The organism is Sphingomicrobium clamense (genome assembly GCF_019264355.1).
Lineage (GTDB): Bacteria > Pseudomonadota > Alphaproteobacteria > Sphingomonadales > Sphingomonadaceae > Sphingomicrobium > Sphingomicrobium clamense.
Window position 1 is genome coordinate 450,566 of record NZ_JAHVAH010000001.1, and the last position, 23,347, is coordinate 473,912.

The window sequence follows — 23,347 nt, forward strand, 5'->3', positions numbered from 1 at the left end:
TTTTGCACCCCGTACCCTAAGCCGGTGGCAGATTCGGGGGGAAGGTGCGTGCCTGAAGGCATGTGCAAGCCCCTGTTGTGCCGGAACCTACGGGGAAAACATGCTGCGTCAGATCAAACAGGCTTACGGACAGGCCCACCTCACTCTCAGCCGCGTCAGCCGGGGCGAATTCTCGCTCACCCGCGCGGTGGTCATCACCATCGTCATCATGGGGCTGTTCATCGTCGGGCTTGCCGGCGGAAACCTGTTCGATGCACTCGACCAGCGTAAACAGGCCGAGCAGGTCGAATATGCCGATCGCCTCTCGACCGAGATCGTCGAGGCGGGCGAGGCGTGGGCGGCGAGCAGCGGCCTCACTTACATGCTCCTCAACAATCCACGCAAAGCCAACGATGCGACGCTCAAGCAGATGCTCGGGCGCGAAGCCGACGGTGACCGCTACATGGAAGCCGCGCTGCGCCGCGTCGATCGCGACAGCGTCTCGGGCCGTGCGCTGATCCAGAATTATCACGACAGTGCCGCGGCCTATGAGGACCTCCGCGCCGAAGCGCGCCAGGCGGTCACCGCCGACTATGACGACCGCCGCGAAGGGCTTGCGCAGGAATATCTGATTGCCGCGACCGCGCGCATCATGGCGGCGCAGGAACTCCGCCTCGCGCTGACGCCCGATGCCGCCACCGCCGAGGCGGCGACCTTGCTCCGCCTCAAGCAGCTGACCTGGTCGATGTCCGAATTTGCCGGGCGCGAGCGTGCGCTGATCGCCGGCAAGATCGCGGCCAACGAATATATCGACCCGGCGACCCGCGCTCGCGTGATCGAAAATCGCGGCCGCGTGGTCGAGGCTTGGGACCATGTCCGCGGTCTCGTCGAACATTCGATGCCCGACCCGCGCCTGGTCGAGGCAATGCGCGATGCGCAGCAGGAATTCTTCGTCGATTTCGATCGCACGCGCGGGGCCGTCTATGGCGCCAGCGATGCCGGTGTCGCCTATCCGATCGGCTCGACCGCCTGGTTCGAAGCCTCGACCGAGGCGATCGATGCGCTGCTCGACATTACCGAGGCGGGCGAAGCGGTTGCGGGCGACCTGGTCGCCGCACAGCTCCGCGAAGCCAACAAACAGCTCTTCATCGACAGTCTGCTGCTCCTTCTCTGCTTCACGGCCGTGGCGGGGCTGGTCTGGGTCGCCATCCGCGAGATTGCCGGGCCGATGGCGACGCTTGATGGGGCCACGCGTCGCATTCTCGACGGTCGCTATGATGCGCAGCTGCCTTACAATGCCCGCGCGCTCGAGATCCGCCAGCTTGCCGAGACGCTCGGTGAATTCCAGTCGGCGGCCGAGGCGCGCAAGGCTGCCGAACGCGAAGCTGCCGAGGCGCAGGAAGCGCGCCAGGTCGAACGCCGCGAGCGCCTCGAAATGGAAAAGGCCGCGCTCGAAGAACGCGAAGAGCGCGCCGAAAAGATGTCGCAGACGGTCGAGGCCTTCAGCCGCCAGATGCACGAGGCGGTCAGCGCGCTCGCCGCGGCTGCCGACGAACTCAACGCCACTTCCGACCTGATGGTCGACAGCTTGTCCACCACGACCGGCGATCTCAGCGCCGTGACGCAGGAAACGGGCGAAGCGTCGGCCAACGTCAACGCCGCCGCCGCTGCCGCCGCGCAGATCCGCCAGGCCATTCGCGACATCGCCGCGCGGATCGAGGAACAGCGCGGGGCGACCGGCGCTGCCGCCAACCGCTCGAGCTCGACCGCCGGCGAAGTGAAACGACTCTCGGGCGCGACCGAAGCGGTCGGGCAGATGGTCGAGATCATCGACGACGTCGCCAAGAAGACCGGTCTTCTCGCGCTCAACGCCACGATCGAGGCCGCCCGCGCGGGTGAGGCGGGCCGCGGCTTCGCGGTCGTCGCCGGCGAGGTCCAGACCCTGTCCCAGCAAACCGGCGAAGCGACCGCGCGCGCCGGCTCCAGCGTGGGCGAAATGGTCAATGCCATCCAGCAGTCCGTCTCCGGCTTCGAGGAGGTCAACGAGGCGATCCAACTCGTCAGCCAGGCCGCGACTGCGATCGCGGCCTCGATCCGGCAGCAGTCGACCGCGGCAGAAGAGCTGTCGGGCGGAGTCGAAAGCGCCGCCGGCGTCGCCGCCCGCGTCGCCGAACGCGCGCAGAGCGTCGAGAAGGGCGCGGGCGCTGCCATGGCCGCCGCCAGCCAGGTGAAGGGCGCCTCGGGCGAACTCTCCCGCCTCGCCGAAGCCGTCCGCCACGACGTCGAACGCTTCATCGCCGAAGTGAAGGCGGCGTAGGACCGCACATCAATTCACCGGACGAGCCACTGGGGTACGACTGGTCGTGCCACTGGGGCTTTCCTTCGCGCTTCCTCTTCCAATTTGCCGCGACAATCCCTACGTCGTGGCCAGCAACCGAATCCGGTAACGATATTAGGAGAATCGACGATAAGACCGCCCCGCACGCGACGCCCCATGTCGCCCCCGCCGCTCCAAGGCCCCCGCTACGACAAGTTCATCCAGGCACAGAAGGTGCGGGTGATCGATGAAAATGGCGACAATCTCGGCGTGATGTTCACCCGCGAAGCGATGGAGCAGGCCAACGATATCGGTCTCAATCTCGTCGAAATTTCCCCCAACGCCGACCCGCCCGTCGCCAAATTCCTCGATATCGGCCGTCACAAATACGAAGCGCAGAAGAAGGCGAATGCCAAGCGCAAGGCCCAGAAGACGCAGGAGATCAAAGAGATCAAGATGCGTCCCAATATCGACGATCACGATTATCAGGTGAAGATGAAGAAGGTCGTCGAGTTCATCGAGAAGGGCGACAAGGTCAAACTCACCATCCGCTTCCGCGGTCGCGAAATGGCGCACAACCAGCTGGGCATGGCCGTGCTCAATCGGGTGGAGGAAGATACGGCCGAGATCGCAAAGGTCGAGCAGCGTCCGCGCATGGAAGGCCGGCAGATGCTGATGGTGGTCGCACCCAAATAAGCGACTGCAAGTCCTCGCTAACGTTGAACGCCCGCCCGGCTAGTCCCGGCGGGCGTTTTACTTTGCACACAGCACAGATCAGTTTTGACTAAAGACTTATTGTGCAATGCAAAAGTATTGTGCAGCGCATGATGTTGCCGAAGTGCCGCACAAGACTGGAATTTACACTGGAGTCAGCACTGCTTTTTCTTTGCAACGCCGTATCGCTCGCCTAAGGCGGAGGGCAGCAATTTCGCATTTTTGCATTCAGGGGAGACAGTGATGCGCAAGTCCGCATTGATGATGTCGGCAAGCTTCATGGTGCTTTCGGCACCCGCATTTGCCCAGGAAACGGACACGGACGGGGGCGCTGCGGAAACCGCGCAGAGCGCGACCGAAGGGGCAGCCGTCGACGACAGTACGGCCGAAACGGAATCGTTCCAGGACACGAGTGACATCGTCATCACGGCGACGCGCCGTAACGCAGCACTGTCGGACGTTCCGCTCGCCGTGTCGGCGGTGACCGCGGAAATCCTCCAGAATTCGGGCGCCAGCGACATCCGCCAGCTGACCCAGGTCAGCCCCTCGCTGCTCGTCTCCTCGACCTCTTCCGAAGCATCGGGCGGTGTCGCCCGTATCCGCGGCATCGGCACGGTCGGTGACAACCCCGGCCTCGAAAGCTCGGTCGGCGTCTTTATCGACGGCGTCTATCGCAGCCGTACGGGTACCGGCCTGACCGAACTCGGACAGATCGACCGCATCGAAGTGCTGCGCGGGCCGCAGGGCACGCTGTTCGGTCGCAACACGTCGGCCGGCCTGATCTCGGTCATCACGGCCAAGCCGAGCTGGGATCCCGAAATCGCGGGCTCGCTTGAAGTCGGCAACTATAATCATCGCCGCGGCGAACTCTCGCTGACCGGCCCGCTGTCGGACACGCTCGCCGGGCGCGTCGACGGCATCTACCTCGTTCGCGACGGCTTCTTCCGCGACGCCATTTCGGGCCGCGACATCAACGATCGCGATCGTTACCTGATGCGCGGTCAGCTCCTCTGGGAGCCGAGCAGCGACGTCGAGGTCCGCTTCATCGCGGACTATGCCAAGCGCAACGAAGAATGCTGCGCCGCGAGCTACCTGCCCGCGCGCGACTATACGATGGCCGGATCGGGCCCCTCGACCTTCAAGAACCTGCTCGAAGGCCTTGGCGCGACGATCTACGACGACACGTTCGCCTACACGACAGAAGTCACGCCGGGCCGTTCCTATCGGTCGGACGTGACCGACTGGGGAGTTTCGGGTGAAGTCGTCTACGACTTTGGCGGCGCCGAACTGACGTCCATCACGGGCTATCGTTACAACGAATATATCCGTGGCCAGGACGCTGACTACAACTCGCTCGACATCCTGTATCGCGATGACGACGGCAGCGCGTCGAACACCTTCAAGACCTTCAGCCAGGAGCTGCGTCTCCAGGGTGAAGCGATGAACGGTCGTCTCGACTGGCTCGTCGGTGGTTATTTCGCCAGCGAGAATCTGGTTGTCCAGGACAATCTGACGGTCGGCGACGATTACAGCAACTACGCCAACTGCCTGACGGCGGTGAACTTCTCGCTTGACCCGGCCGTGCCGGGTGCAATCGTCGATCCTGCCAACCCGACCTGCTTCAACACGGCAGTTGCGGGCGGCGTTCGCGCGGCGCTCGAAGCGCAGATCGCCGCGGCCATCGGTGGTGGCGATTTCGCGACAGCGGCAGCGCTTGGTGAAATCGTCGGTGCCCTGTCCGCATTCGCGCGCCTCGGCCCGTCTGCGATCGTTCCGGCCGACTTCTCGGGCGCGCCGTTCACCAACAGCGGCTACACCAACATCGCGTTGGCCAATGGCGGCGGTCCGCTTACGCTCAACGGCGTGTTCACCGACGACACGTACGACCAGCAGTCGACCAACTTCGCCATCTTCACCCACAATATCTTCGAGATCACCGATCGTCTCGATCTGACCGTGGGTCTGCGTTACACGCGCGAAAAGAAGACGCTGGACGTCGATCTCAACGACAATAACAGCCTGTGCAGCTTCTTCTCGGTTGCTGCGCCGAGCCTCCAGACGCTCCCGTGCGTGGTCGCGGCGACGCCGGGCGGCAACTTCACGGGCAGCGACAGCAAGACCGAAAACGAGTTTTCGGGTACGGCAGTCGTCAGCTTCGAAGCGACCGACGACATCCTCGCCTATGCGAGCTACTCACGTGGCTACAAGGCGGGTGGTTTCAACCTCGACCGGACGCCGCTGCTGCGGTCGAACGGCAATGGCGCGATCCTGCCGCAGGGCAATCTCGACGCGCTGAAGTTCGATCCGGAAATCAACAACGCGTTCGAACTCGGCTTTAAGTATGACGGTCGTGGGCTCGACGTGAACGTCGCCTTCTTCCACCAGACGTTCGAAGACTTCCAGCTGAACCAGTTCAACGGCGTCGCCTTCGAGGTCGCGAACATCAACAGCTGTTCGGAAGACCTTGGTGGAGCCGACCGTGACGGCCTGATCGGCACGGGCAGCTGCTCGAGCGACAATGTGCGTGGCGGTGTCCGCTCGCGCGGTGTCGAATTCGAACTGTTCGCGCGCCCCATCGACAATGTTCAGTTCAACTTCGGCGGCACTTATGCCGAAACCAAGTATCGCGACAATCTGGTGGGTTCGGAAGGCATCGCGCTCTCGCCGCAGCTTTTCCAGCTTCCGGGACGTCGCATCTCGAACTCGAACGCGCTGTCGCTGACCGGCTCGCTGGCCTGGACCCCGCCGATCGGTAATACCGACCTGTCGGGCCTCGTCTATATCGACGGTCGTCATATGAGCTCGTTCAACACGGGGTCGGACCTCGACATCGAGAAGATCCAGGATAGCTTTCAGGTCTTTAACGGTCGTGTCGGCATCCGCGGACCGAACAATGCCTGGGCGGTCGAACTGTGGGGCCAGAACCTCTTCAACGAGAAGTATGTGCAGGTTGCGTTCGACGCGCCGCTCCAGGGGCTCAACGGCTCGCCCGCAACCAACACGGCACGCGGTGTTGACGAGGGTCTCTACCCCGTGGCCAACCAGCTGTTCGGTGCGTTCCTCGGCGAACCGCGCACTTACGGCCTGACGCTGCGCGCGAAGGTCGGTCTCGGCAGCGATGCGCCGGAGCCCTACGTCGCTCCGCCCGAGCCGCCGGCACCGCCGCCCCCGCCGCCGCCTGCGACGATTACCTGCCCCGACGGCTCGGTGATTCTGGCGACCGACGAGTGCCCGCCGCCGCCGCCGCCTCCGCCGCCGCCGCCGCCCGAACCCGAGCGCGGCTAAGGCCGAGGGCCAGTTCAACAGGGGAAGGGGCGTCTTCGGGCGCCCCTTTTTCTATGCGGAGATGGCGGCTTCGAGCGCAGCCTTGAGCGTCTCGACTCGCTCGGCCGACAGCTTCCGCCCATGGTCGTCGGTCAGGTAGAATGTGTCGACCGCGCGCTCGCCCCATGTCGCCACGTGCGCGCTATGCACTACCGCCTCGCTCGCGAAGATGGCGTGCGACAGGCGCGCGAGCAGGCCGGCGCGATCACGCGCATTGACCTCGACGACGGTCATGCGGCTCGACGCCGTCTGGCTGACCAGCACTGAGGGGGCGACGTCGAAGGCTTCGGCACGCGCGCTTAGCGGATCATAGCTGGGTGGCGCAGGGGCCTCGCTGTGGAGCGCTTCGACGATCGCTTTCTCCAGACGCTTGCGACGGCGCGCGTCGCCATAGGCGCGGCCCTGCGCATCGGTGATGAGCAGGTTGTCGAGCGCCTTCCCGTCACGGGTGGTGTGGATGCGCGCGTCGATGATGTTGGCGCCCGCTTCGCTCAGACCCGCACAGATCCGGTAGAACAGGCCGGGGCGATCGTCGGCGAAGACGGTGACGCGGCTTGCGCCGCTATCGGCGTCAGGGGCGATGACAATGTCGGGGCCGCCGTCACCGATCTTGGCCTCGGCCTGCGCGACCTGGAGCGCGTTGGCCTGCTGCCAGTCGAGCGGTTCGGCGAGCCAATAGCTGTCGGGCAGGCGGCGACCGTGTGCGGCGATGGTCTTCGCAGGCCAACCCAATACGCCAGCGAGACGGTCTTTGCGCGCCGATACCAACTCGGATCGGCCATGCTGCTTGTGTCCGAGCCGTAACCGTTCCTCGGCCGCCTCGTAGAGCGTGCGCAGCAAGCGGCGCTTCCAGTCGGTCCACGTGCCCGGCCCGACCGCGCGAATGTCGACGACAGTGAGAATCAGCAGCAGGCGCAGGCGCTCCGCGCTCTGCACCCTAGTGACGAAATCCTCGATTGTGGTCGGGTCGGCGATGTCGCGCTTCTGCGCGGTGAAGCTCATCAGGAGGTGGTTGAGGACCAGCCAGGCGACCGTCTCGGTCTCGTGCGGTTCCAGCCCGAAGCGCGGGCCCAGTTCGCGTGCGATCTCGGCGCCCAGCTCGCTATGATCGCCGCCGCGACCCTTGGCGATGTCGTGGAGCAGGACCGCAACGTAGAGCGTGCGCGGGTTGGCGATCTGTTTGATTAGCGCGCTGGCCAACGGATGGTCCTCGACCAGCTCGCCACGGTCGATCGCAGCGGTCAGGCCGATGGCCCGGATGGTATGCTCGTCGACCGTATAGTGGTGGTACATGTCGAATTGCATCTGCGCGACAACGCGTCCGAAGTCGGGGACGAAGCGCCCGAACACGCCCGCTTCGTTCATCCAGCGCAGGACGGTATCGGTGCTGTCCTTACCGGTCAGGATATCGAGGAATAGCGCATTGGCGCGCGGATCGTCGCGGACATCGTCCACCAGCCTCGCCTCGCGCGCAGCGGCGCGCATTGCGTCCGGATGGATTTCGAGCCCCTCGCGCTGAGCGACCCGGAACATCTCTATCAGGCGCACCGGGTCTTTGCGGAACCAATTGTCGCGTGGGACGGTGAGGCGGCCCCGATCGAGCGCGAAACCGTCGAGATGGCTGCGGCGACGTTTGAGGGTAGGGAAGGCGAAGCGGCGTCCGCGCTTGCCCAACTGCTCGTCGAGCTGGGCAAGAAAGACGCCGGTCAGGTCGCCGACCGCCTTGGCGTTGAGGAAGTAAAATTGCATGAACCGCTCGACCGCCGATTTTCCGGGGCGGTCGGAGTAATTCATGGCTTCGGCGATGGTCTTCTGATGGTCGAAGCCCAGCCGCTCTTCGGCGCGCCCCGCAGCGAGGTGGAGGTGGCAGCGCACCGACCATAGAAAGCGCTCGGCACGCTCGAAGCGGCGAAATTCTCGCGCGTCGAACAGGCCTTTCTCGACCAGGTCCGAAGGGTGGTCGACGCCGAACAGATATTTGCCGATCCAGTAGAGCGTGTGGAGGTCGCGCAGGCCCCCCTTCCCGTCCTTGACGTTGGGTTCGACGAGATAGCGGCTGTCGCCCATTCGCTCGTGTCGTTCGTCGCGTTCCTTCATCTTGGCGGTCACGAAGTCTGCCGCGCTGCCCTCGACCACCTCGGCCTGGAAGCGTGCGCGGGTGCTGTCGAACAGCGCCTCGTCGCCCCAGAGGTATCGTGATTCGAGCGTGGCAGTGCGGATCGCCATGTCGTCGCGCGAAAGCGTGACCAGCTCGGATGGCGTGCGCACGGCATGGCCGACCTTCAGCTGCAGGTCCCAGAGGATGTACAGGAACGCCTCGATCGCGCGGTCGACCCAGGGCGACCGATGGTCGGGGACCAGCAGCAACAGGTCGAGGTCGCTATAAGGCGCCATCTCTCCGCGTCCCGTGCCGCCGACGCCGGCAATGGCGACGCGATCGCCTTCGGCGCGTCCGTCGACCAGTCGGCGCGCTGCAATATCCCACGCGAGCCGCACCAGCTGGTCCGCGAGAAAAGCATAGGAGGCGGCGTGCACGCGTCCGCGCCCCGGTTCATCGGTCAGGCGTTTCGCAATCTCGTCCCGACCATGGTCGAGCGCGTCGGCCAGGATCGCGACCGCCTTGTCGCGGAGCTGCTCGTCTGCCAGCGCCTTGATCCGGTCGCTGATCGCGCGCCGATCGATGATGTCGCGGCGATCGTCGACCAAGGGGAGCCGTAGCGGCTTCATTCGCGTGCCAGCGCTTTCAGGCGGTAGAGTGCGTCGAGCGCCTCGCGCGGGGTCAGGCTGTCGGGATCGAGCTCGTCGATGGCCTCGGCAAGCGGGTCGGCCTCGGGCTGCTCGGGTGCCGCCGCGAACAAGGGCAAGGCGTCGAGCCCCGCAGCGATCCCGCCGGTTTGCGAGCGGCCTTCCTCCAATTTCTCGAGCACTGCCTTGGCGCGTGACAGGAGTTTGGGGGGCAGGCCGGCCAGCTTGGCGACCGCGATACCGTAACTGCGGTCCGCAGCGCCGTCTGCGACTTCGTGGAGCAGGACGAGGTCGCCCTTATATTCGCGGGCGCGGACGTGATGGAGCGACAAGGCATCGAGCCGTTCGGCGAGGCGGGTGAGCTCGTGATAGTGGGTCGCGAAAAGCGTCCGCGCCTGAATGTCGTCATGCATCGCCTCGGTCACGCCCCAGGCAATGGCGAGCCCGTCATAAGTCGACGTGCCGCGCCCGATCTCGTCGAGGATGACTAGGCTGTTCTTCGTGGCCTGCGCCAGGATGGCCGCCGTCTCCACCATTTCGACCATGAAGGTCGAGCGGCCACGCGCAAGATTGTCGGATGCTCCGACGCGGCTGAACAGCCGGTCGACGATGCCGATGCGCGCCTTCGCGGCCGGTACGTAGCTTCCGCATTGGGCGAGCAGGCTGATCAGCGCGACCTGGCGCAGGAAGGTCGACTTGCCGCCCATGTTGGGGCCGGTGATGAGCCACAGCCGGTCTTGCGGCCCTAGCGCGCAATCGTTGGCGACGAAGCGTTCACCCTCCGCCTCGAGCGCCGCCTCGACCACCGGATGGCGGCCACCCTCAATCTCGAGACAGGGCTGGTCCTCGAGCGCGGGGAGGGTCCAGCCGCCTTCGATCGCGCGCGCGGCATGGCTGGCGGCGACGTCGATACGGGCGATGGCGTCGGCAGTGCGGGCGATGCGCGGTGCGGCAGCAACGGCGGTGTCGGTCAGTGCGGCTAAGTGGCGCTGTTCGCTCGCCAGCGCCTCGCCGCCCGCTTCCGTCAGGCGGCGTGCCTCCTCGTGAAGATCGGGCGAGTTGAACCGCACCGCGCTCGCCATGGTCTGGCGATGGGTAAAGCCCGAATCTTCCTCCATCAGTTTGGGCGCGTGCTTGGCCGGGACCTCAATATGATAGCCCAGAACATTGTTGTGCCGGATCTTGAGCGCGGCGATGCCGGTCTGCTCGCGATATTTCGCCTCCAGACCGGCAATAGCCTTGCGCCCGCCCGCCGCCGCAGCGCGCAATTCGTCGAGCTCGGCATCGAAACCTTCCGCGATGGCGCCGCCCTTAGCAGCATCGAGTGGCGGGCTTTCGACCAGCGCGCGCGCGAACAGGTCGATCAGGCTGTCATGGCCACCGCAGTCGGGCAAAAGGCTGGCGAGCAGGTCGGGGAGCCTTTCGCCTTCGCCCAACTTGCACGCCAGTTCGTCGGCCGCCTTAAGCCCATCGCGCAGCTGCGCGAGATCCCGAGGTCCGTGGCGTCCCGCAACGATGCGCCCCAGCGCGCGCGCGATGTCGGGCATCGCTTTCAGACGACTTCGGGCATCTTCGCGCACCAGCTGGTCCTCGGCGAAATGCTGGACCAATGCGAGGCGCGCCTCGATCTGCGCGCGGTCGGTGAGCGGCGCGGCGAGGTCGTCGGCCAGTAACCGGCGGCCGCCCGGCGTGGTGCAGCGGTCGATGCAGTGGAGCAGGCTGCCTTTGATCCCGCCCTGCGCCGAGCGCGTCAATTCGAGGCTCTCCCGGCTGGCAGGGTCGATGGCCATGCGCCGCGCGCGTTCGATGCGGCGCGGGGCGGCGAGGAAGCTGGCGGCCTCTTTCTGCGTCGCGTCGAGATAGGTGAGCAGCCCGCCCGCCGCGGCCAGTTCGGCACGGCTGGGCGATCCGAACCCGTCGAGCGTCTTGACGCCGAAGCGCGACTTGAGCGCTCGCTCGCCCTCAACGCTGTCGAAGCCGCCCTGGCCGCGCCCCGTGGCGACGCCCGGCACCTTGTCCTCGGCGATGACTTCGGCGGCGTCGAGCCGTGCCAGCTCGGCGGTGAGGTCACCCGGACCACACGCGACCAGCTCGAAGCGTCCGGTCGAGATGTCGGCGGCGGCGATGGCATAGTCCTCGCCCGCCTTGCCAACCGCAGCCAGCCAGTTGGCGCTGCCCGCCTCGAGCAGGCTTTCCTCGGTCAGCGTGCCCGGGGTGACGAGACGGATGATCGCGCGTTTCACCAGCGCTTTCGACCCGCCGCGCGCCTTGGCCTCGGCCGGCGTTTCGACCTGTTCGGCGATGGCGACGCGGTGGCCGTTCCGGATGAGCTTGGCGAGATAGCTCTCGGCGGCATGGACCGGTACGCCGCACATCGGCACGTCCTGCCCCTTCTCCTTGCCACGCTTGGTCAGCGCGATGTCGAGGCAGGAGGCGGCGACCTTGGCATCGTCGAAGAACAGCTCGAAAAAGTCGCCCATGCGATAGAAGAGCAAAGCGTCTCCGGCCTCCGCCTTGAGCGTTTCATATTGCGCCATCATCGGCGTCCTTTTGGGAGAATCATCGCGTGCCATGTTCGCGTTCGAGACTAGCCCCTAACGCGCCCCCGCGCCACAGGCCGAACAGAGCTTTTGGCGTGACTCTGCCCCTTCGCTTCCCCTATGCGCACCCCTCGAGAGGAAAGAGCGACATATGAGCGAGAGTAACGTCAAGTTTTCCGAGGCCGAGGCGATCGATTTCCACGCGCGCGGCCGCCCAGGCAAGATCGAGATCATCGCCTCCAAGCCGATGGCGACGCAGCGCGACCTGGCGCTGGCCTACTCGCCAGGCGTCGCGGTGCCGGTCAAGGCAATCGCCGAGGATCCGGGCCGTGCCTACGAACTGACCGCCAAGGGTAACCTCGTCGCCGTCATTTCGAACGGGACGGCGATCCTCGGGCTCGGCAATCTCGGTGCGCTCGCCTCGAAGCCGGTGATGGAAGGCAAGTCGGTCCTCTTCAAGCGCTTCGCCGACATCGATTCCATCGACCTCGAACTCGACACCGAGGATTGCGACAAGTTCATCGACGCGGTCGCGCTGATGGGTCCGAGCTTCGGAGGCATCAACCTCGAGGATATCGGCGCGCCGGACTGCTTCATCATCGAACAGGCGCTTAAGGAGCGGATGAATATCCCGGTCTTCCATGACGACCAGCACGGGACTGCGATCATCACCGCTGCCGGCCTCATCAACGCCGCGCACCTCACGGGCCGCAAGCTGGGTGAGATGAAGGTGGTCGTGAATGGCGCGGGCGCGGCGGCGATCAGCTGCTCGGAACTCATCAAGTGTATGGGGGTCAGCCCCGAGAACGTCACGATGTGCGACAGCAAGGGCGTGATCCATAAGGGCCGCGACGATCTCGACCAGTGGAAAAGCGCGCAGGCGATCGAGACCGACGACCGCACGCTGACCGATGCGCTCAAGGGCGCGGACGTATTCCTCGGCCTGTCGGTCGCGAACGTCGTAACGGGCGAAATGGTCAAGAACATGGCCAAGCAGCCGATCATCTTCGCGATGGCCAACCCCGACCCCGAAATCTCGCCGCCCGAGGCGAAGAAGGCCTGCCCCGACGCGATCATCGCCACGGGGCGCTCGGACTATCCCAACCAGGTCAACAACGTCTTGGGCTTTCCCTTCATCTTCCGCGGCGCGCTCGACGTGCGCGCGACGGCGGTCAATGACGAGATGAAGATCGCGGCCGCGCGGGCGCTGGCCGAATTGGCGCGCGAGGCGGTGCCCGAGGAAGTCTCGGCCGCCTATGGCGAGACCAAGAGTTTCGGCCCCGACTATATCATCCCGGCACCGTTCGACCCGCGCCTGATCGAGGTCGTCCCCGCGGCGGTGGCGAAGGCGGCGGCCGATACCGGCGTCGCGCAGAAGCCGATCGTCGACATGGAGGCCTATCGCAAGCAGCTTGCCGGTCGCCTCAATCCGACCGCATCGACGCTCAGCCTGGCCTACGAAGCTGCCAAGCAGAATCCCAAGCGCGTGCTGTTCGCCGAGGGCGAAGAGGACAATGTCCTGCGCGCTGCGATCGCGTTCAAGGAGGGCGGCTACGGCATTCCGGTGCTGGTCGGCCGCGAAGGGACGTACGACAAGCTCGCCGCGCTCGGGGTCGAGAATCCCAAGGATTACGAGGTCCTCAATTCGCGCAACTCGCCCATGGTCAAGAAGGCGGTCGATTTCATCTACGAGAAGCACCAGCGCGGCGGCATGCTGCGGCGCCAGGTCGAGCGGATGGTCAATCAGGATCGCAATTACTTCACTGCCGCGATGCTCGCGCTGGGCGAAGGCGATGCGATGATCACGGGTACGACGCGACCGTTCAGCCAGAGCCTCGCGCAGGTGCGCACGGTCATCGACGACGAAAGCGGCGCCGAGCCGTTCGGCATTTCGGTGGTCGTAGGACAGCATAAGACGGTGATGATCGCCGATACGTCGGTGACCGAACGCCCGACCGCCGAACAGCTGGCCGCGATCGCGGTGCGCTCTGCCGCCTTCGCGCGGCGCATGGGGCAGGAGCCGCGTGTCGCCTTCGTGTCCTACACGACCTTCGGCAACCCGCCCGGCGTCCATATCGAGCCGCTGCGCGACGCGGTGAAGCTGCTCGACCGGATGACCACCGACTTCGAGTATGAAGGCGAGATGGGGCCGGATGTCGCGCTCAATCACGAGGCGCAGCGCAAATATTATCCGTTCAGCCGTCTTTCGGGGCCTGCCAACATCCTGATCATGCCGGGCCTGCAGTCGGCGAACATCTCGTCCAAGCTGATGAAGGCGCTGGGCGGCGAAAGCGTGCTGGGGCCCTACCTCCTAGGCATGAGCCTTCCGGTGCAGATCGCGCCGATGACCGCGACGTCGAGCGACCTCGTCACGCTTGCGGTGCTGGCGGCGGGCGGCGCGGATGCGCTGCGTCGAAGCCCGTCGAGCGCCATCGCGATGGCCGCGCGCGACCAGGTCGGATAATTAGATACGCTCTGCCTGGCTGACCACGTCGCTGGCGCGCAGCGCGGCGACCATGGCGTGGAGGTGGGCAAGGTCGTGCAGTTCCACGTCGACGTGGAAGGTGTGGAAACTGCCGTCGCGGTGCACCTGCTGCAGGTTGATGATGTTCGCGTCCTTGGACCCGAAAATTCCCGCCATTTCGCCAAGCGCGCCCGCGACGTCGCGCAGGATGACCGCCAGGCGGGCGGTGCCGCCGTCATTCTCGTCGCCCCATGACACATCGAGCCAGTCGGCATCGACGCCGTTGGCAAGGTTGTCGCAGCCGATGACGTGAACCTCGATGCCCTCGTCCTCGCGCCGTACGCCGACGATGCGGTCGCCCGGGATCGGGTGGCAGCATTCGGCGAGGTCGAACGCGACCCCAGGCGTCAGGCCCTTGATCGAGATGGCGCTGCGCTGCGCGGAGGGCTTGCCCGCCTTCTTGCGCCCGCGCTTCTTCTTGGTGTCGACCGACGAGCCGGGCGACACCGCTTCCATCACGGCTTCGTCGGATAGGCGCTTGCGCGCGATCGCGATCATTAGCGCCTCTTCGTCCTCGAGCTTCAGCGCCTTGATCGCCTTCTTGGCGGGTGTGCGCGGCTTGCGCCCCGGGATGCGCTCGACAATCTCTTCGAAAATCTTGCGGCCCAGCTCGATCGTCTCGTCGCGTTCCTTGTGGCGCACGAAGCGGCGGACCGCCGCGCGCGCCTTGCCGGTAGCGACAAAGCGGAGCCATGACGGCTGGGGATGCTGGGCTTCGGAGGCGAGGATTTCGACCTGGTCGCCATTGTCGAGGATCGTGCGTAGCGGGACCACGCGCCCGTTGACCTTCGCGCCCACCGTCTGGTCGCCCAGGTCGGTGTGGACGGCATAGGCGAAGTCGACCGGAGTCGCGCCCTTGGGCAGCTGGATCAGCTCGCCCTTGGGCGTGAAGGCGAAGATGCGGTCCTGGTACATCGCCATGCGCGTATGTTCGAGCAGCTCTTCGGGGCTCGAGGCATGGTCGAGGATCTCGACGAGGTCGGTGATCCACGGCACCTGGATGTCGGCCGCGGGCTTGCCTTCCTTATAGGCCCAGTGCGCGGCGAGGCCCCGCTCGGCCTGCTCGTGCATCTGGCGGGTGCGCAGCTGGATCTCGATCCGCATGTTGCTGTCGTGGATGACCGACGTGTGGATCGAGCGATAGCCGTTGCGCTTCGGGGTCGAGATGAAGTCCTTGAAGCGCCCGGGCACCATCGGCCAGCGCGCGTGGATCAGGCCGAGGGCGCGATAGACGTCCTCTTCCTTGTCGACGATCACGCGGAACGCCATCACGTCGGATAGCTGCTCGAAGCTGATGTGCCGCTCGGCCATCTTCTTCCAGATCGAATAGGGATGCTTCTCGCGCCCGGTCACCTCGGCCTGGAGCCCGTTGTCGGCGAGATGGAGTTCCAATCCCAGCCCGATGCGATTGACGAGGTCGCCGCCTTGCGCCTTCAACTGGTCGAGGCGGCGCAGGATCGAGGCGTAGGCTTCGGGTTCGAGCTGCTGGAAGGCGAGCGTCTGCATCTCCTTCATCATCTCATACATCCCGATTCGCTCGGCGAGCGGGGCGTAAATGTCCATCGTCTCGCGCGCGATGCGCTGGCGTTTCTCGACCTTGGGGATGTGGTGGAGCGTGCGCATGTTGTGGAGCCGGTCTGCCAGCTTCACCAGCAGGACGCGGATATCGCCCGACAAGGCGAGCAGGAACTTGCGCAGATTTTCGGCGGCGCGCTCGCTCTCGGTCATCGCTTCGACCTTGGAGAGCTTGGTTACGCCGTCGACGAGGCGCGCGACATTCTCGCCGAACAGATTCTCGATCTGCTCGTGGGTGGCGACCGTGTCTTCGATCGTGTCGTGCAGGATGGCGGTGACGATCGTCTCGTCATCCAGCTTCATGTCGGTGAGGATGCCGGCCACCTCGATCGGGTGGCTGAAATAGGGGTCGCCCGAGGCGCGCACCTGCGCCCCGTGCGCCTTCATCGAATAGACGTAGGCGCGATTGATCAGGCCCTCGTCCGCATGCGGATCGTAGGCCTTGACCTTCTCGACAAGTTCATACTGCCTCAGCACCCTCCCCAAATGGGGGAGGGGGAGGGGTTTTTGCAAGTGCGAAAAGGGCGGGTGTCGCCCCGGTTGAGGCGCTTAGCGGGCCTTCTTGTTGCACTTGGCGAGGTCGTCGGCGTCGAACGCGCGTCCGTCGACCGCGAAGCTGGCGAGCGCGCCGGCTTCCTTGGCGAGCAGTTGGCACTGGATCATCGGGCGGCTTTCGGCCGAACGAAGGGTGCAGCCGTTTCCGTCGCAATTCCAGGCACCGCCGCGGGTAATGACGCGGCCTTCCGAGGGCGCTTCGAGCGTGGCGTTGAGCGCGGGGGCTGCCGCGATGGCCGGCGTGGCGACGAAAGCGAGGGCGAGGGGGGCAAGGATGGCACGCATGGTCGGACTCCTGATGAGTTGCAATTGACTACTCAATGCGCATACCAGTTGCAAAACGCAACTATTATTTCGCGTCAGGTCGGTTTAGAAATGAAACCCGACTGTCGGAGAGGGCCCTTACGTGAGTGAAATCCAGCCAGATATCGAGGCCTTCAAACAGGCCGCCTTGCGTTGTCCGTTGCCGGAGGCGATCGAACTGATCGGCGAGAAGTGGGCGTTCCTGATCCTGCGCGGCGCGCTCAACGGGCTGCAGCATTTCGAACAGTTCCAGGCAGGGTTGGGGATTGCGCGCAACATCCTGTCCGACCGTCTGACCAAGCTGGTCGAAGGCGGGATCCTCATTCGCGAGGACGATCCCGACGACCGGCGCAAGAAAGTCTACTCGCTAACCGACAAGGGCGAGGCGTTGCTCCCCGTCGTCGTCGCGCTGCGCCAATGGGGCGAGACCTGGTGCCACGGCCCGGCAGACATCCAGCTGGCCGACCAGCAGACGGGCCAGCCGGTGCAGCAGATCGCGCTCCACGCGAAAGACGGCCGCAAGCTCGCGCTCAAGGATTTGATGTGGGTCGACCGCCGCACGGGGGCGACGCTGCGCCGCCACCAAGCGCCGGGTATTGACCTGTAGCCCAACAAAAAAGGCAGCCCCGAGAGGCTGCCTTCTTGGTGTCGATGATCGAGAAGCTTACTTCTCGACCGCGCTCGGCGTCGGACGCGGCGGCGCGGCTGCGGTCAGGCGCAGCGCTTCGGCCGATTCGCTCAGGCCCGACAGTTCATCGATCTCGTCGTCATCGTCGAGCTGCACGCGCTGCAGGCCGGTGATGATGGCTTCTTCGAGATGCTTGGGCTTGATCGTCGTCTCGGCGATTTCGCGCAAGGCAACGACCGGGTTCTTGTCGCGGTCGCGATCGATCGTGAGGTCCGCACCGCCCGAAATCTGCCGCGCGCGCTGCGCCGACAGGAGGACGAGATCGAACCGGTTGTCTACTTTGTCGACGCAATCTTCGACTGTAACGCGCGCCATTGCTCGCTCCGCAAAAAAGAAATTTCGTTGAAGTGCTGGGCAGATAGGGACGGGAGGGCGAGGAGTCAATGAAAACGACACGTGCAACAAAGCGCGTTTCGCGGCATTGACCACTGAACATGGGCAAGTCCGAAACCGAAAATAGCGTCTCGATCGACAATCCCGACCCGCCGATCACGGGAGAGGTGGATGGTAACAGCCTGCGCCTCCTCCCTAGCGGCGAGGAACGCGTCGGAACCATGGTCGAGATGATCGACGCCGCCGAAGAGCGGATCCGGCTCCTATTCTATTTGTTCGAAGGTGATGAAGAGGGGACCAAGGTTCGCGATGCGCTGGCCCGGGCGGCGGGGCGCGGGGTCAGGGTCGACATGATCCTCGACGATTTCGGGACCAATGGTGCGCCAGACGACTTTTTCGATCCCATTACCGAGGCGGGCGGAGAGACTTGCGTTTTCCACCCCCATGTCGGGCGGCGTTATTTCATCCGCAATCACCAGAAATTGGCCATTTTCGACGGCCAGCGCGCGATCATCGGTGGTGCTAACCTGTCGAAGGACTATCTGACCGACGGCCGCGAGGGTTGCTGGCGCGACCTGTGGCTGCAAATTGACGGGCCGACGGTCGAGCATGCCGTGAACTATTTCGACGCGCTCGACGACTGGACCAAGAACGGCAAGAGCTCGACAACCGCGCTCAAGAAGATTATCGTCGATTTCTCGCAGCAGGAGGGCAAACTTCGCTGGGTCTTCGGTGGACCGCGCCCGCGCATTAGCCCGATGCTCAACGCCATCGTCCAGGATATCGGCTCGGCACGTTCGCTGAAGATGGTCGCAGCCTATTTCTCTCCGTCACGAGCCATGCTGCGCCGGATCGGGGATGTCGCCGCGCGTGGTGGGGAGGCGGCCGTGCTGACTGCGGCGAAGTCGGACAATAATGCGACGATCGCTGCAGCGCGCCACACCTACAAGCGGCTGCTGAGGCGCGGCGTCAAAATGTACGAATTCGACAAATGCCGCCTTCACATGAAGCTGATCGTGGTCGACGATGCCGTCTATATCGGCTCGTCCAACTTCGACTTTCGCAGCCTCTACATCAATCTCGAGCTGATGCTGCGGATCGAGGATGCCGACTTTGCCGAGCGTATGCACGAGTTCGCGCAGTCGGAAATGGACGGCAGCCAGGAGATCACGCCCGAACTGCACGCCGAGCGGTCGAGCTGGTGGCGGCGACTCAAATGGGCGATCTCGCGCTGGCTGGTGACGTCGATGGATTATACCGTTTCGCGTCGCCTCAATTTCCCGCTCACCGGCGAGTGATTAGCCCCGCCTGCGCGTTGCCCAGAAGAGGGTGGCGGGCGGCACGTTGGCCCATTCGAAACCGCGTTCGATCTCTTCGAAATGCGGAGCGATATAGTCGAGGACCTTGGGGCTGAACTGGTAGACCAGGAAGCTGCCGCCATCGCGGATGACGCGTCCGGTCGCGGCCCCGATCTCGTCACCGACGCCGTCGGGGAGGGTCGAGAAGGGCAGGCCGGACACGACATAGTCGGCGTGGTCGTAGCCATGGTCGCGCACGATATTCTCGACGTCGGCGGCCGAGCCTTCGACGGGCTTGAAGCGCGGGTCGCGAATGTCGCGCGAGAGAAAAGAAATGAAGTCCCGATTGGGGTCGATCGCGACGAGCATCGCGTCGGGCTTCATCCGCCTGAGGATCTCGCGCGTGAACGTGCCGACCCCGGGCCCATATTCGACGAACAGGTCGCAACGATCCCAGTCGACGGGCGCGAGCATGCGATCGATTAGCCGTTGGCTGGACGGCACGACCGACGCCACCATTTTCGGGTTTTTCAGGAAGCCGCGCAGGAATTGCCAACGCGCCTTATTGGCACCGCTAGAGGCGGCGCGATCCTCATACTTGGTGAGCGGCTCGGTCATGTTGACAGCATTAGAATGAAATGGACCGCTGGCAAGCCCGATGGCGTTGACCCGAAAGCCTGCCGCGCCCATGGGCTGGGCGATGGGCAAACCAATTGGGAAGATCGCCGGATCGGCGCTGACGACGCGGCAGTTCGTGCTGCTGTTCTCGGCGATGTTGGTGACCGCGACGGGCAACACCGCGCTCCAGTCTGTCATGCCCTCGATCGGTCGCTCGCTCGGCATTGCCGACGTGTGGATCGGGGTCGCCTTTACCAGCTCGGCACTGGCGTGGGTCATCTTCGCGCCGATCTGGGCGCGGCAATCCGATCATCGGGGGCGCAAGACGCTGATCCTGTTGGGCCTGGTCGGCTTCGTCGTCTCCACCTTGTTGTGCGGGATCGTCCTTCTGGGCGGCCTGCGCGGGGTGATGGGTGCAGGGGTGACGATGGTCGCCTTTGCGCTCGTGCGGATGCTCTACGGCATCTTCGGATGCGCGACGCCGGCGGGGACGCAAGCCTACCTTGCCGCAAAGACGCGGCGCGGCGCGCGCACGACCGCCTTGTCCAACCTCTCCGCCAGCTTCGGGTTGGGCACGGTCATCGGCCCGGCGCTGGCGCCATTGTTCGTCCTGCCCTTCCTCGGCCTCACCGGCCCGCTTTTCATGTTCGCGCTGGCGGGCATGCTGGTCTTCGCTGCCGTCTGGCTGCAGCTGCCCGATGACCGGGACCGCCTTCGCCGAGCCAAGGCCGCCGCCATGGCCTTCCCGGCGGCGAGCCCCACGGGGGCGAGCGTCAGGGCGGCGACCAGCGAGGGGAAGGCGACCTTGCGCTGGAGCGATTCGCGCATCCGCGACTGGATCGTGTCGGGCGCGATCACCAATAACGCCCTGGCGGCGCTGCTGACGGTGGTCGGCTTCCACACGATCGACCGGCTGGCTCTCGACCCGGTCGGGGCCGAGCAGCAGGTCGGGCTGGTCCTGATGGCGGGTGCCGCGGCGACGCTGGTGGCGCAATGGGGGCTGATCCCACGCTTTGGCTGGGGACCGCGCACCCTGGTGCTGCTCGGCTCGGCGATCGCGCTTGCCGGCACGCTGGCGGTGATGGTCGCCGGCAGCCTGATGGGCCTGGTGCTCGCCTACGGGCTCGCCTGCCTTGGCTTCGGATTGACCCGACCCGGCTTCACCGCGGGCGCCAGCCTTGCCGTGCCGCTGACGGAGCAGGGCGCGGTGGCGGGGCTGACGACCTCGGTGAATGGCTTCGCCTTCGTGTTCGCCCCGACCTTGGGCCTGGCACTTTACGGCTTCGCCCCGTCGGCGCCCTTCCTGCTGTGCGCAGGACTGCTGGGCGCGACATTGCTGCTCTACCGCGGTCGGCTCTAACCTCGCTTGCCGCCTTCTCCGGCCTCGAGCATGCCGGGCGTGATGAAGCCGATGCCGGTCTTGGGCTTGAGCGCATCCGACTTCAGATTGGCTTCGATCTCGGCATATTCTTCGAGCATCTTTTCGGTCACGCTGGCGCGTGTTTCCTTAAGCGCTTCGTCGAAGTCCGCCTTGGTCACGATCGGCTCCTTCTCGCCCCGACGCAGCGCATTGAGCCCGGCGCGACGGACCAAATCTTCCAGATCGGCACCGGTGAAACGCTCCGAATTGCGCGCCAGATGTTCAAGGTCGACATCCTTGTGAAGCGGCATCTTCTCGGTGTGGATGGCGAGGATCCGGCGACGGCCTGCGACATCGGGCGGGCCGACATAGATTAGCTCGTCGAAACGCCCTGGGCGGAGCAAGGCGGGGTCGATCAGGTTGGGCCGGTTGGTGGCACCGATCAGCACGACATTGTTGAGCTCTTCGAGCCCGTCCAATTCGCTCAGGATCGTGTTGACGACGCGCTCGGTCACCGCCGGTTCGCCCAGCTTTCCGCCACGTGCGGGCACTAGGCTGTCGAGTTCGTCGATGAAGATGACGGTCGGCGCGACCTGACGCGCGCGAGCGAAGAGGCGCGCGATCTGCTGCTCGCTCTCGCCATACCATTTGGAGAGCAGGTCGGACGACTTGGTCGAGATGAAATTGGCTTCGCTCTCACGCGCGGCGGCCTTGGCGAGCAGCGTCTTGCCCGTTCCCGGAGGACCGTAGAGCAGGAAACCTTTCGCCGGGCGGATACCGAGACGGCGGAAGGCGTCGGGATGCCGTAGCGGGAGTTCGATGCCTTCCTTGAGTCGGTCGCGAGCGTCGTCGAGGCCGCCAATATCGTCCCACCCGACACGCGGCATCTGCACCATCACCTCGCGCATCGCCGAGGGCTGCACGCGCTTGGAGGCTTCGGCAAAGTCCTCGCGGGTGACGGCGAGGCTTTCGAGCACGTCGGCGGGGATGGAGTCGTTGCCAAGATCGAGCTTGGGCATCAGGCGGCGCACCGTCTCGAGCGCGGCTTCGCGCGACAGGGCAGCGAGGTCGGCGCCGACCATGCCGTAGGTCTTGCGCGCCAGCTCGTCGAGATCGACCTTGTCGCCCAATGGCATGCCCCGCGTGTGGATGCCGAGGATTTCGCGACGGCCGCGCTCGTCGGGTACGCCGACCACGATCTCGCGGTCGAAGCGGCCCGGGCGGCGTAGCGCGGGATCGATCGCGTCCGGCCGGTTGGTGGCGGCGATGACCACCGTGTTCTGGCGCGGCTCGAGCCCGTCCATCAGCGTCAGCAATTGCGCGACGAGGCGCTTTTCGGCCTCGCCGGCGACGCGGTCGCGCTTGGGCGCGATGGAATCGATTTCGTCGATGAAGATGATCGAGGGCGCTTCCTTCGAGGCCTGTTCGAACAGTTCGCGCAGCTTCTTCTCGCTCTCGCCATAGGCGCTGCCCATCACTTCGGGGCCGGCGATGTGGAAGAAGTTGGCGTCGCTTTCGTTGGCAACCGCCTTGGCCAGCATGGTCTTGCCGGTGCCGGGAGGGCCATGGAGCAGCACGCCCTTGGGCGCATCGACGCCGAGGCGCTGGAAGAGTTCGGGATGGCGCAGCGGCAGTTCGACCATCTCGCGCAGCGCGTCGATCGTGTCGGTCATGCCGCCCAAGTCGTCATAGGTGACGTCGCGGCGGCGCGCTTCCTTGGGCGCGTCGCGGTCGGGGCGAAGCGCCACTTCGGTATCGGGGCCGATATGGACGATGCCTTCGGGCTGCGTCTCGACCACCTTGAGGCGGATTTCCTGGAGCGCGAAGGCGGGGCCGCCGAGCAATTGGCGCAACTGTTCGGGCATGTCGGTATCGAGCCGCTGTTGCGCGGTGGTGGCGATGAGGTCGCCGGCCGACAAGGGGCGGCCCGCAAAGCTGCGTTTGAGGGCTTCGCTCGATCCGCCGAGCCGCACGTTGGCTTGTGCTGGCGCGAAGACGACGCGCTTGGCAGGCTTGGAGGTCGCCTTGTCGACGGTCACGAAATCACCGGCACCCACGCCCGCGTTGGAGCGTAGCAGGCCGTCGATACGGATAATGTCGAGGCCCTGATCCTCGTTATACGCCCGGATCGCTCGTGCAGGCGTCATCCGCTTGCCCGTGATCGCGACAAGATCGCCCTCGGACAAGGCGAGCGACTGCATCAGTGCGTCGGGGAGGCGGGCGATGCCGCGTCCGCTATCGGAAGGGGGGAGGCTGGCTACTTGTACGCGATTGGTTTTGGTGTCGACGTCGGCCATCCGGCTCCTCATTCATTATCGGGGGCATGCCGGACAATGAACGGCGGGCCCACAGGAAAGGTCCCAGCCGATATGGGGCGCAAAACGTCGCTGTAAAGAAGAAGGGCCCGGCGCGGGGGAGCGCCGGGCCCGTCAGGAGAGGATGTCCGTTAGGACGAAACCGTTATCGCGCCGCAA

At 65.2% G+C, this 23,347-nt stretch carries 14 protein-coding genes; 7 read left to right on the top strand and 7 right to left on the bottom strand.

Features of this window, described 5'->3' with window-relative positions:
• Window positions 1-100 precede the first annotated feature (100 nt).
• From KTQ36_RS02235 to KTQ36_RS02245, 3 genes are all read left to right on the top strand, one after another.
• Entirely contained in the window at window positions 101-2,296 is a 2,196-nt protein-coding gene (locus KTQ36_RS02235) for a methyl-accepting chemotaxis protein (RefSeq protein WP_218632140.1), read from the top strand.
• Window positions 2,297-2,473: 177 nt separating this feature from the next.
• On the top strand, window positions 2,474-2,992 hold the full coding sequence (infC, locus tag KTQ36_RS02240; RefSeq protein WP_218632141.1) for a translation initiation factor IF-3: 519 nt from the start codon (window positions 2,474-2,476) through the stop codon (window positions 2,990-2,992).
• 261 nt (window positions 2,993-3,253) lie between these two features.
• Window positions 3,254-6,295: a TonB-dependent receptor gene (locus KTQ36_RS02245; protein WP_255554048.1), complete on the top strand. Its 3,042-nt coding sequence runs from the start codon at window positions 3,254-3,256 to the stop codon at window positions 6,293-6,295.
• A 51-nt stretch (window positions 6,296-6,346) separates the two neighbouring features.
• On the opposite strand, the gene KTQ36_RS02250 is transcribed toward KTQ36_RS02245, so the two are convergent.
• Entirely contained in the window at window positions 6,347-9,061 is a 2,715-nt protein-coding gene (locus KTQ36_RS02250; RefSeq protein ID WP_218632142.1) for a [protein-PII] uridylyltransferase, read from the bottom strand.
• Complete coding sequence (gene mutS, locus KTQ36_RS02255; RefSeq protein ID WP_218632143.1) at window positions 9,058-11,619, bottom strand: DNA mismatch repair protein MutS; 2,562 nt, start codon at window positions 11,617-11,619, stop codon at window positions 9,058-9,060. The genes KTQ36_RS02250 and mutS overlap by 4 nt, the downstream gene beginning before the upstream one ends.
• 151 nt (window positions 11,620-11,770) lie before the next feature.
• On the opposite strand from mutS, the gene KTQ36_RS02260 reads away from it, so the two are divergent.
• Window positions 11,771-14,083 (top strand): NADP-dependent malic enzyme, encoded by a 2,313-nt coding sequence (locus KTQ36_RS02260; RefSeq protein WP_218632144.1) that lies wholly within the window; start codon window positions 11,771-11,773, stop codon window positions 14,081-14,083.
• Here KTQ36_RS02260 and KTQ36_RS02265 read toward each other — a convergent pair whose 3' ends face one another.
• Entirely contained in the window at window positions 14,084-16,195 is a 2,112-nt protein-coding gene (locus tag KTQ36_RS02265; RefSeq protein WP_218632145.1) for a RelA/SpoT family protein, read from the bottom strand. It abuts the gene before it with no gap.
• Between the two features lie 72 nt (window positions 16,196-16,267).
• Window positions 16,268-16,558, bottom strand: a complete 291-nt coding sequence (locus tag KTQ36_RS02270) for a CC_3452 family protein (protein ID WP_218632146.1) — start codon at window positions 16,556-16,558, stop codon at window positions 16,268-16,270.
• Window positions 16,559-16,679: 121 nt separating this feature from the next.
• Between KTQ36_RS02270 and KTQ36_RS02275 the strand changes: the two genes are divergently transcribed.
• The gene (locus KTQ36_RS02275) at window positions 16,680-17,183 is read left to right on the top strand and encodes a winged helix-turn-helix transcriptional regulator (protein WP_345777651.1); all 504 of its coding nucleotides are present in this window, start codon (window positions 16,680-16,682) and stop codon (window positions 17,181-17,183) included.
• Window positions 17,184-17,240: 57 nt separating this feature from the next.
• On the opposite strand, the gene rpoZ is transcribed toward KTQ36_RS02275, so the two are convergent.
• Entirely contained in the window at window positions 17,241-17,579 is a 339-nt protein-coding gene (gene rpoZ / locus KTQ36_RS02280; RefSeq protein ID WP_218632147.1) for a DNA-directed RNA polymerase subunit omega, read from the bottom strand.
• Window positions 17,580-17,698: 119 nt separating this feature from the next.
• Here rpoZ and KTQ36_RS02285 point away from each other — a divergent pair, with 119 nt between their 5' ends.
• Window positions 17,699-18,895 (top strand): phospholipase D-like domain-containing protein, encoded by a 1,197-nt coding sequence (locus tag KTQ36_RS02285; RefSeq protein ID WP_218632148.1) that lies wholly within the window; start codon window positions 17,699-17,701, stop codon window positions 18,893-18,895.
• Here KTQ36_RS02285 and KTQ36_RS02290 read toward each other — a convergent pair whose 3' ends face one another.
• Entirely contained in the window at window positions 18,896-19,513 is a 618-nt protein-coding gene (locus KTQ36_RS02290) for a class I SAM-dependent methyltransferase (RefSeq protein ID WP_425600723.1), read from the bottom strand.
• A gap of 40 nt (window positions 19,514-19,553) precedes the next feature.
• Here KTQ36_RS02290 and KTQ36_RS02295 point away from each other — a divergent pair, with 40 nt between their 5' ends.
• Window positions 19,554-20,873: an MFS transporter gene (locus KTQ36_RS02295; protein ID WP_255554050.1), complete on the top strand. Its 1,320-nt coding sequence runs from the start codon at window positions 19,554-19,556 to the stop codon at window positions 20,871-20,873.
• Here KTQ36_RS02295 and KTQ36_RS02300 read toward each other — a convergent pair.
• Complete coding sequence (locus KTQ36_RS02300) at window positions 20,870-23,170, bottom strand: CDC48 family AAA ATPase (RefSeq protein WP_218632149.1); 2,301 nt, start codon at window positions 23,168-23,170, stop codon at window positions 20,870-20,872. The two genes, KTQ36_RS02295 and KTQ36_RS02300, sit on opposite strands and share 4 nt — an antisense overlap.
• Window positions 23,171-23,347 lie beyond the last annotated feature (177 nt).

Coding starts and splice junctions, on each gene's coding strand:
- KTQ36_RS02235 (WP_218632140.1), top strand. CDS start 101: ATGCTGCGTCAGATCAAACAGGCTTACGGACAGGCCCACCTCACTCTC.
- infC (WP_218632141.1), top strand. CDS start 2,474: ATGTCGCCCCCGCCGCTCCAAGGCCCCCGCTACGACAAGTTCATCCAG.
- KTQ36_RS02245 (WP_255554048.1), top strand. CDS start 3,254: ATGCGCAAGTCCGCATTGATGATGTCGGCAAGCTTCATGGTGCTTTCG.
- KTQ36_RS02250 (WP_218632142.1), bottom strand. CDS start 9,061: ATGAAGCCGCTACGGCTCCCCTTGGTCGACGATCGCCGCGACATCATC.
- mutS (WP_218632143.1), bottom strand. CDS start 11,619: ATGATGGCGCAATATGAAACGCTCAAGGCGGAGGCCGGAGACGCTTTG.
- KTQ36_RS02260 (WP_218632144.1), top strand. CDS start 11,771: ATGAGCGAGAGTAACGTCAAGTTTTCCGAGGCCGAGGCGATCGATTTC.
- KTQ36_RS02270 (WP_218632146.1), bottom strand. CDS start 16,558: ATGCGTGCCATCCTTGCCCCCCTCGCCCTCGCTTTCGTCGCCACGCCG.
- rpoZ (WP_218632147.1), bottom strand. CDS start 17,579: ATGGCGCGCGTTACAGTCGAAGATTGCGTCGACAAAGTAGACAACCGG.
- KTQ36_RS02285 (WP_218632148.1), top strand. CDS start 17,699: ATGGGCAAGTCCGAAACCGAAAATAGCGTCTCGATCGACAATCCCGAC.
- KTQ36_RS02290 (WP_425600723.1), bottom strand. CDS start 19,513: ATGACCGAGCCGCTCACCAAGTATGAGGATCGCGCCGCCTCTAGCGGT.
- KTQ36_RS02295 (WP_255554050.1), top strand. CDS start 19,554: ATGGCGTTGACCCGAAAGCCTGCCGCGCCCATGGGCTGGGCGATGGGC.
- KTQ36_RS02300 (WP_218632149.1), bottom strand. CDS start 23,170: ATGGCCGACGTCGACACCAAAACCAATCGCGTACAAGTAGCCAGCCTC.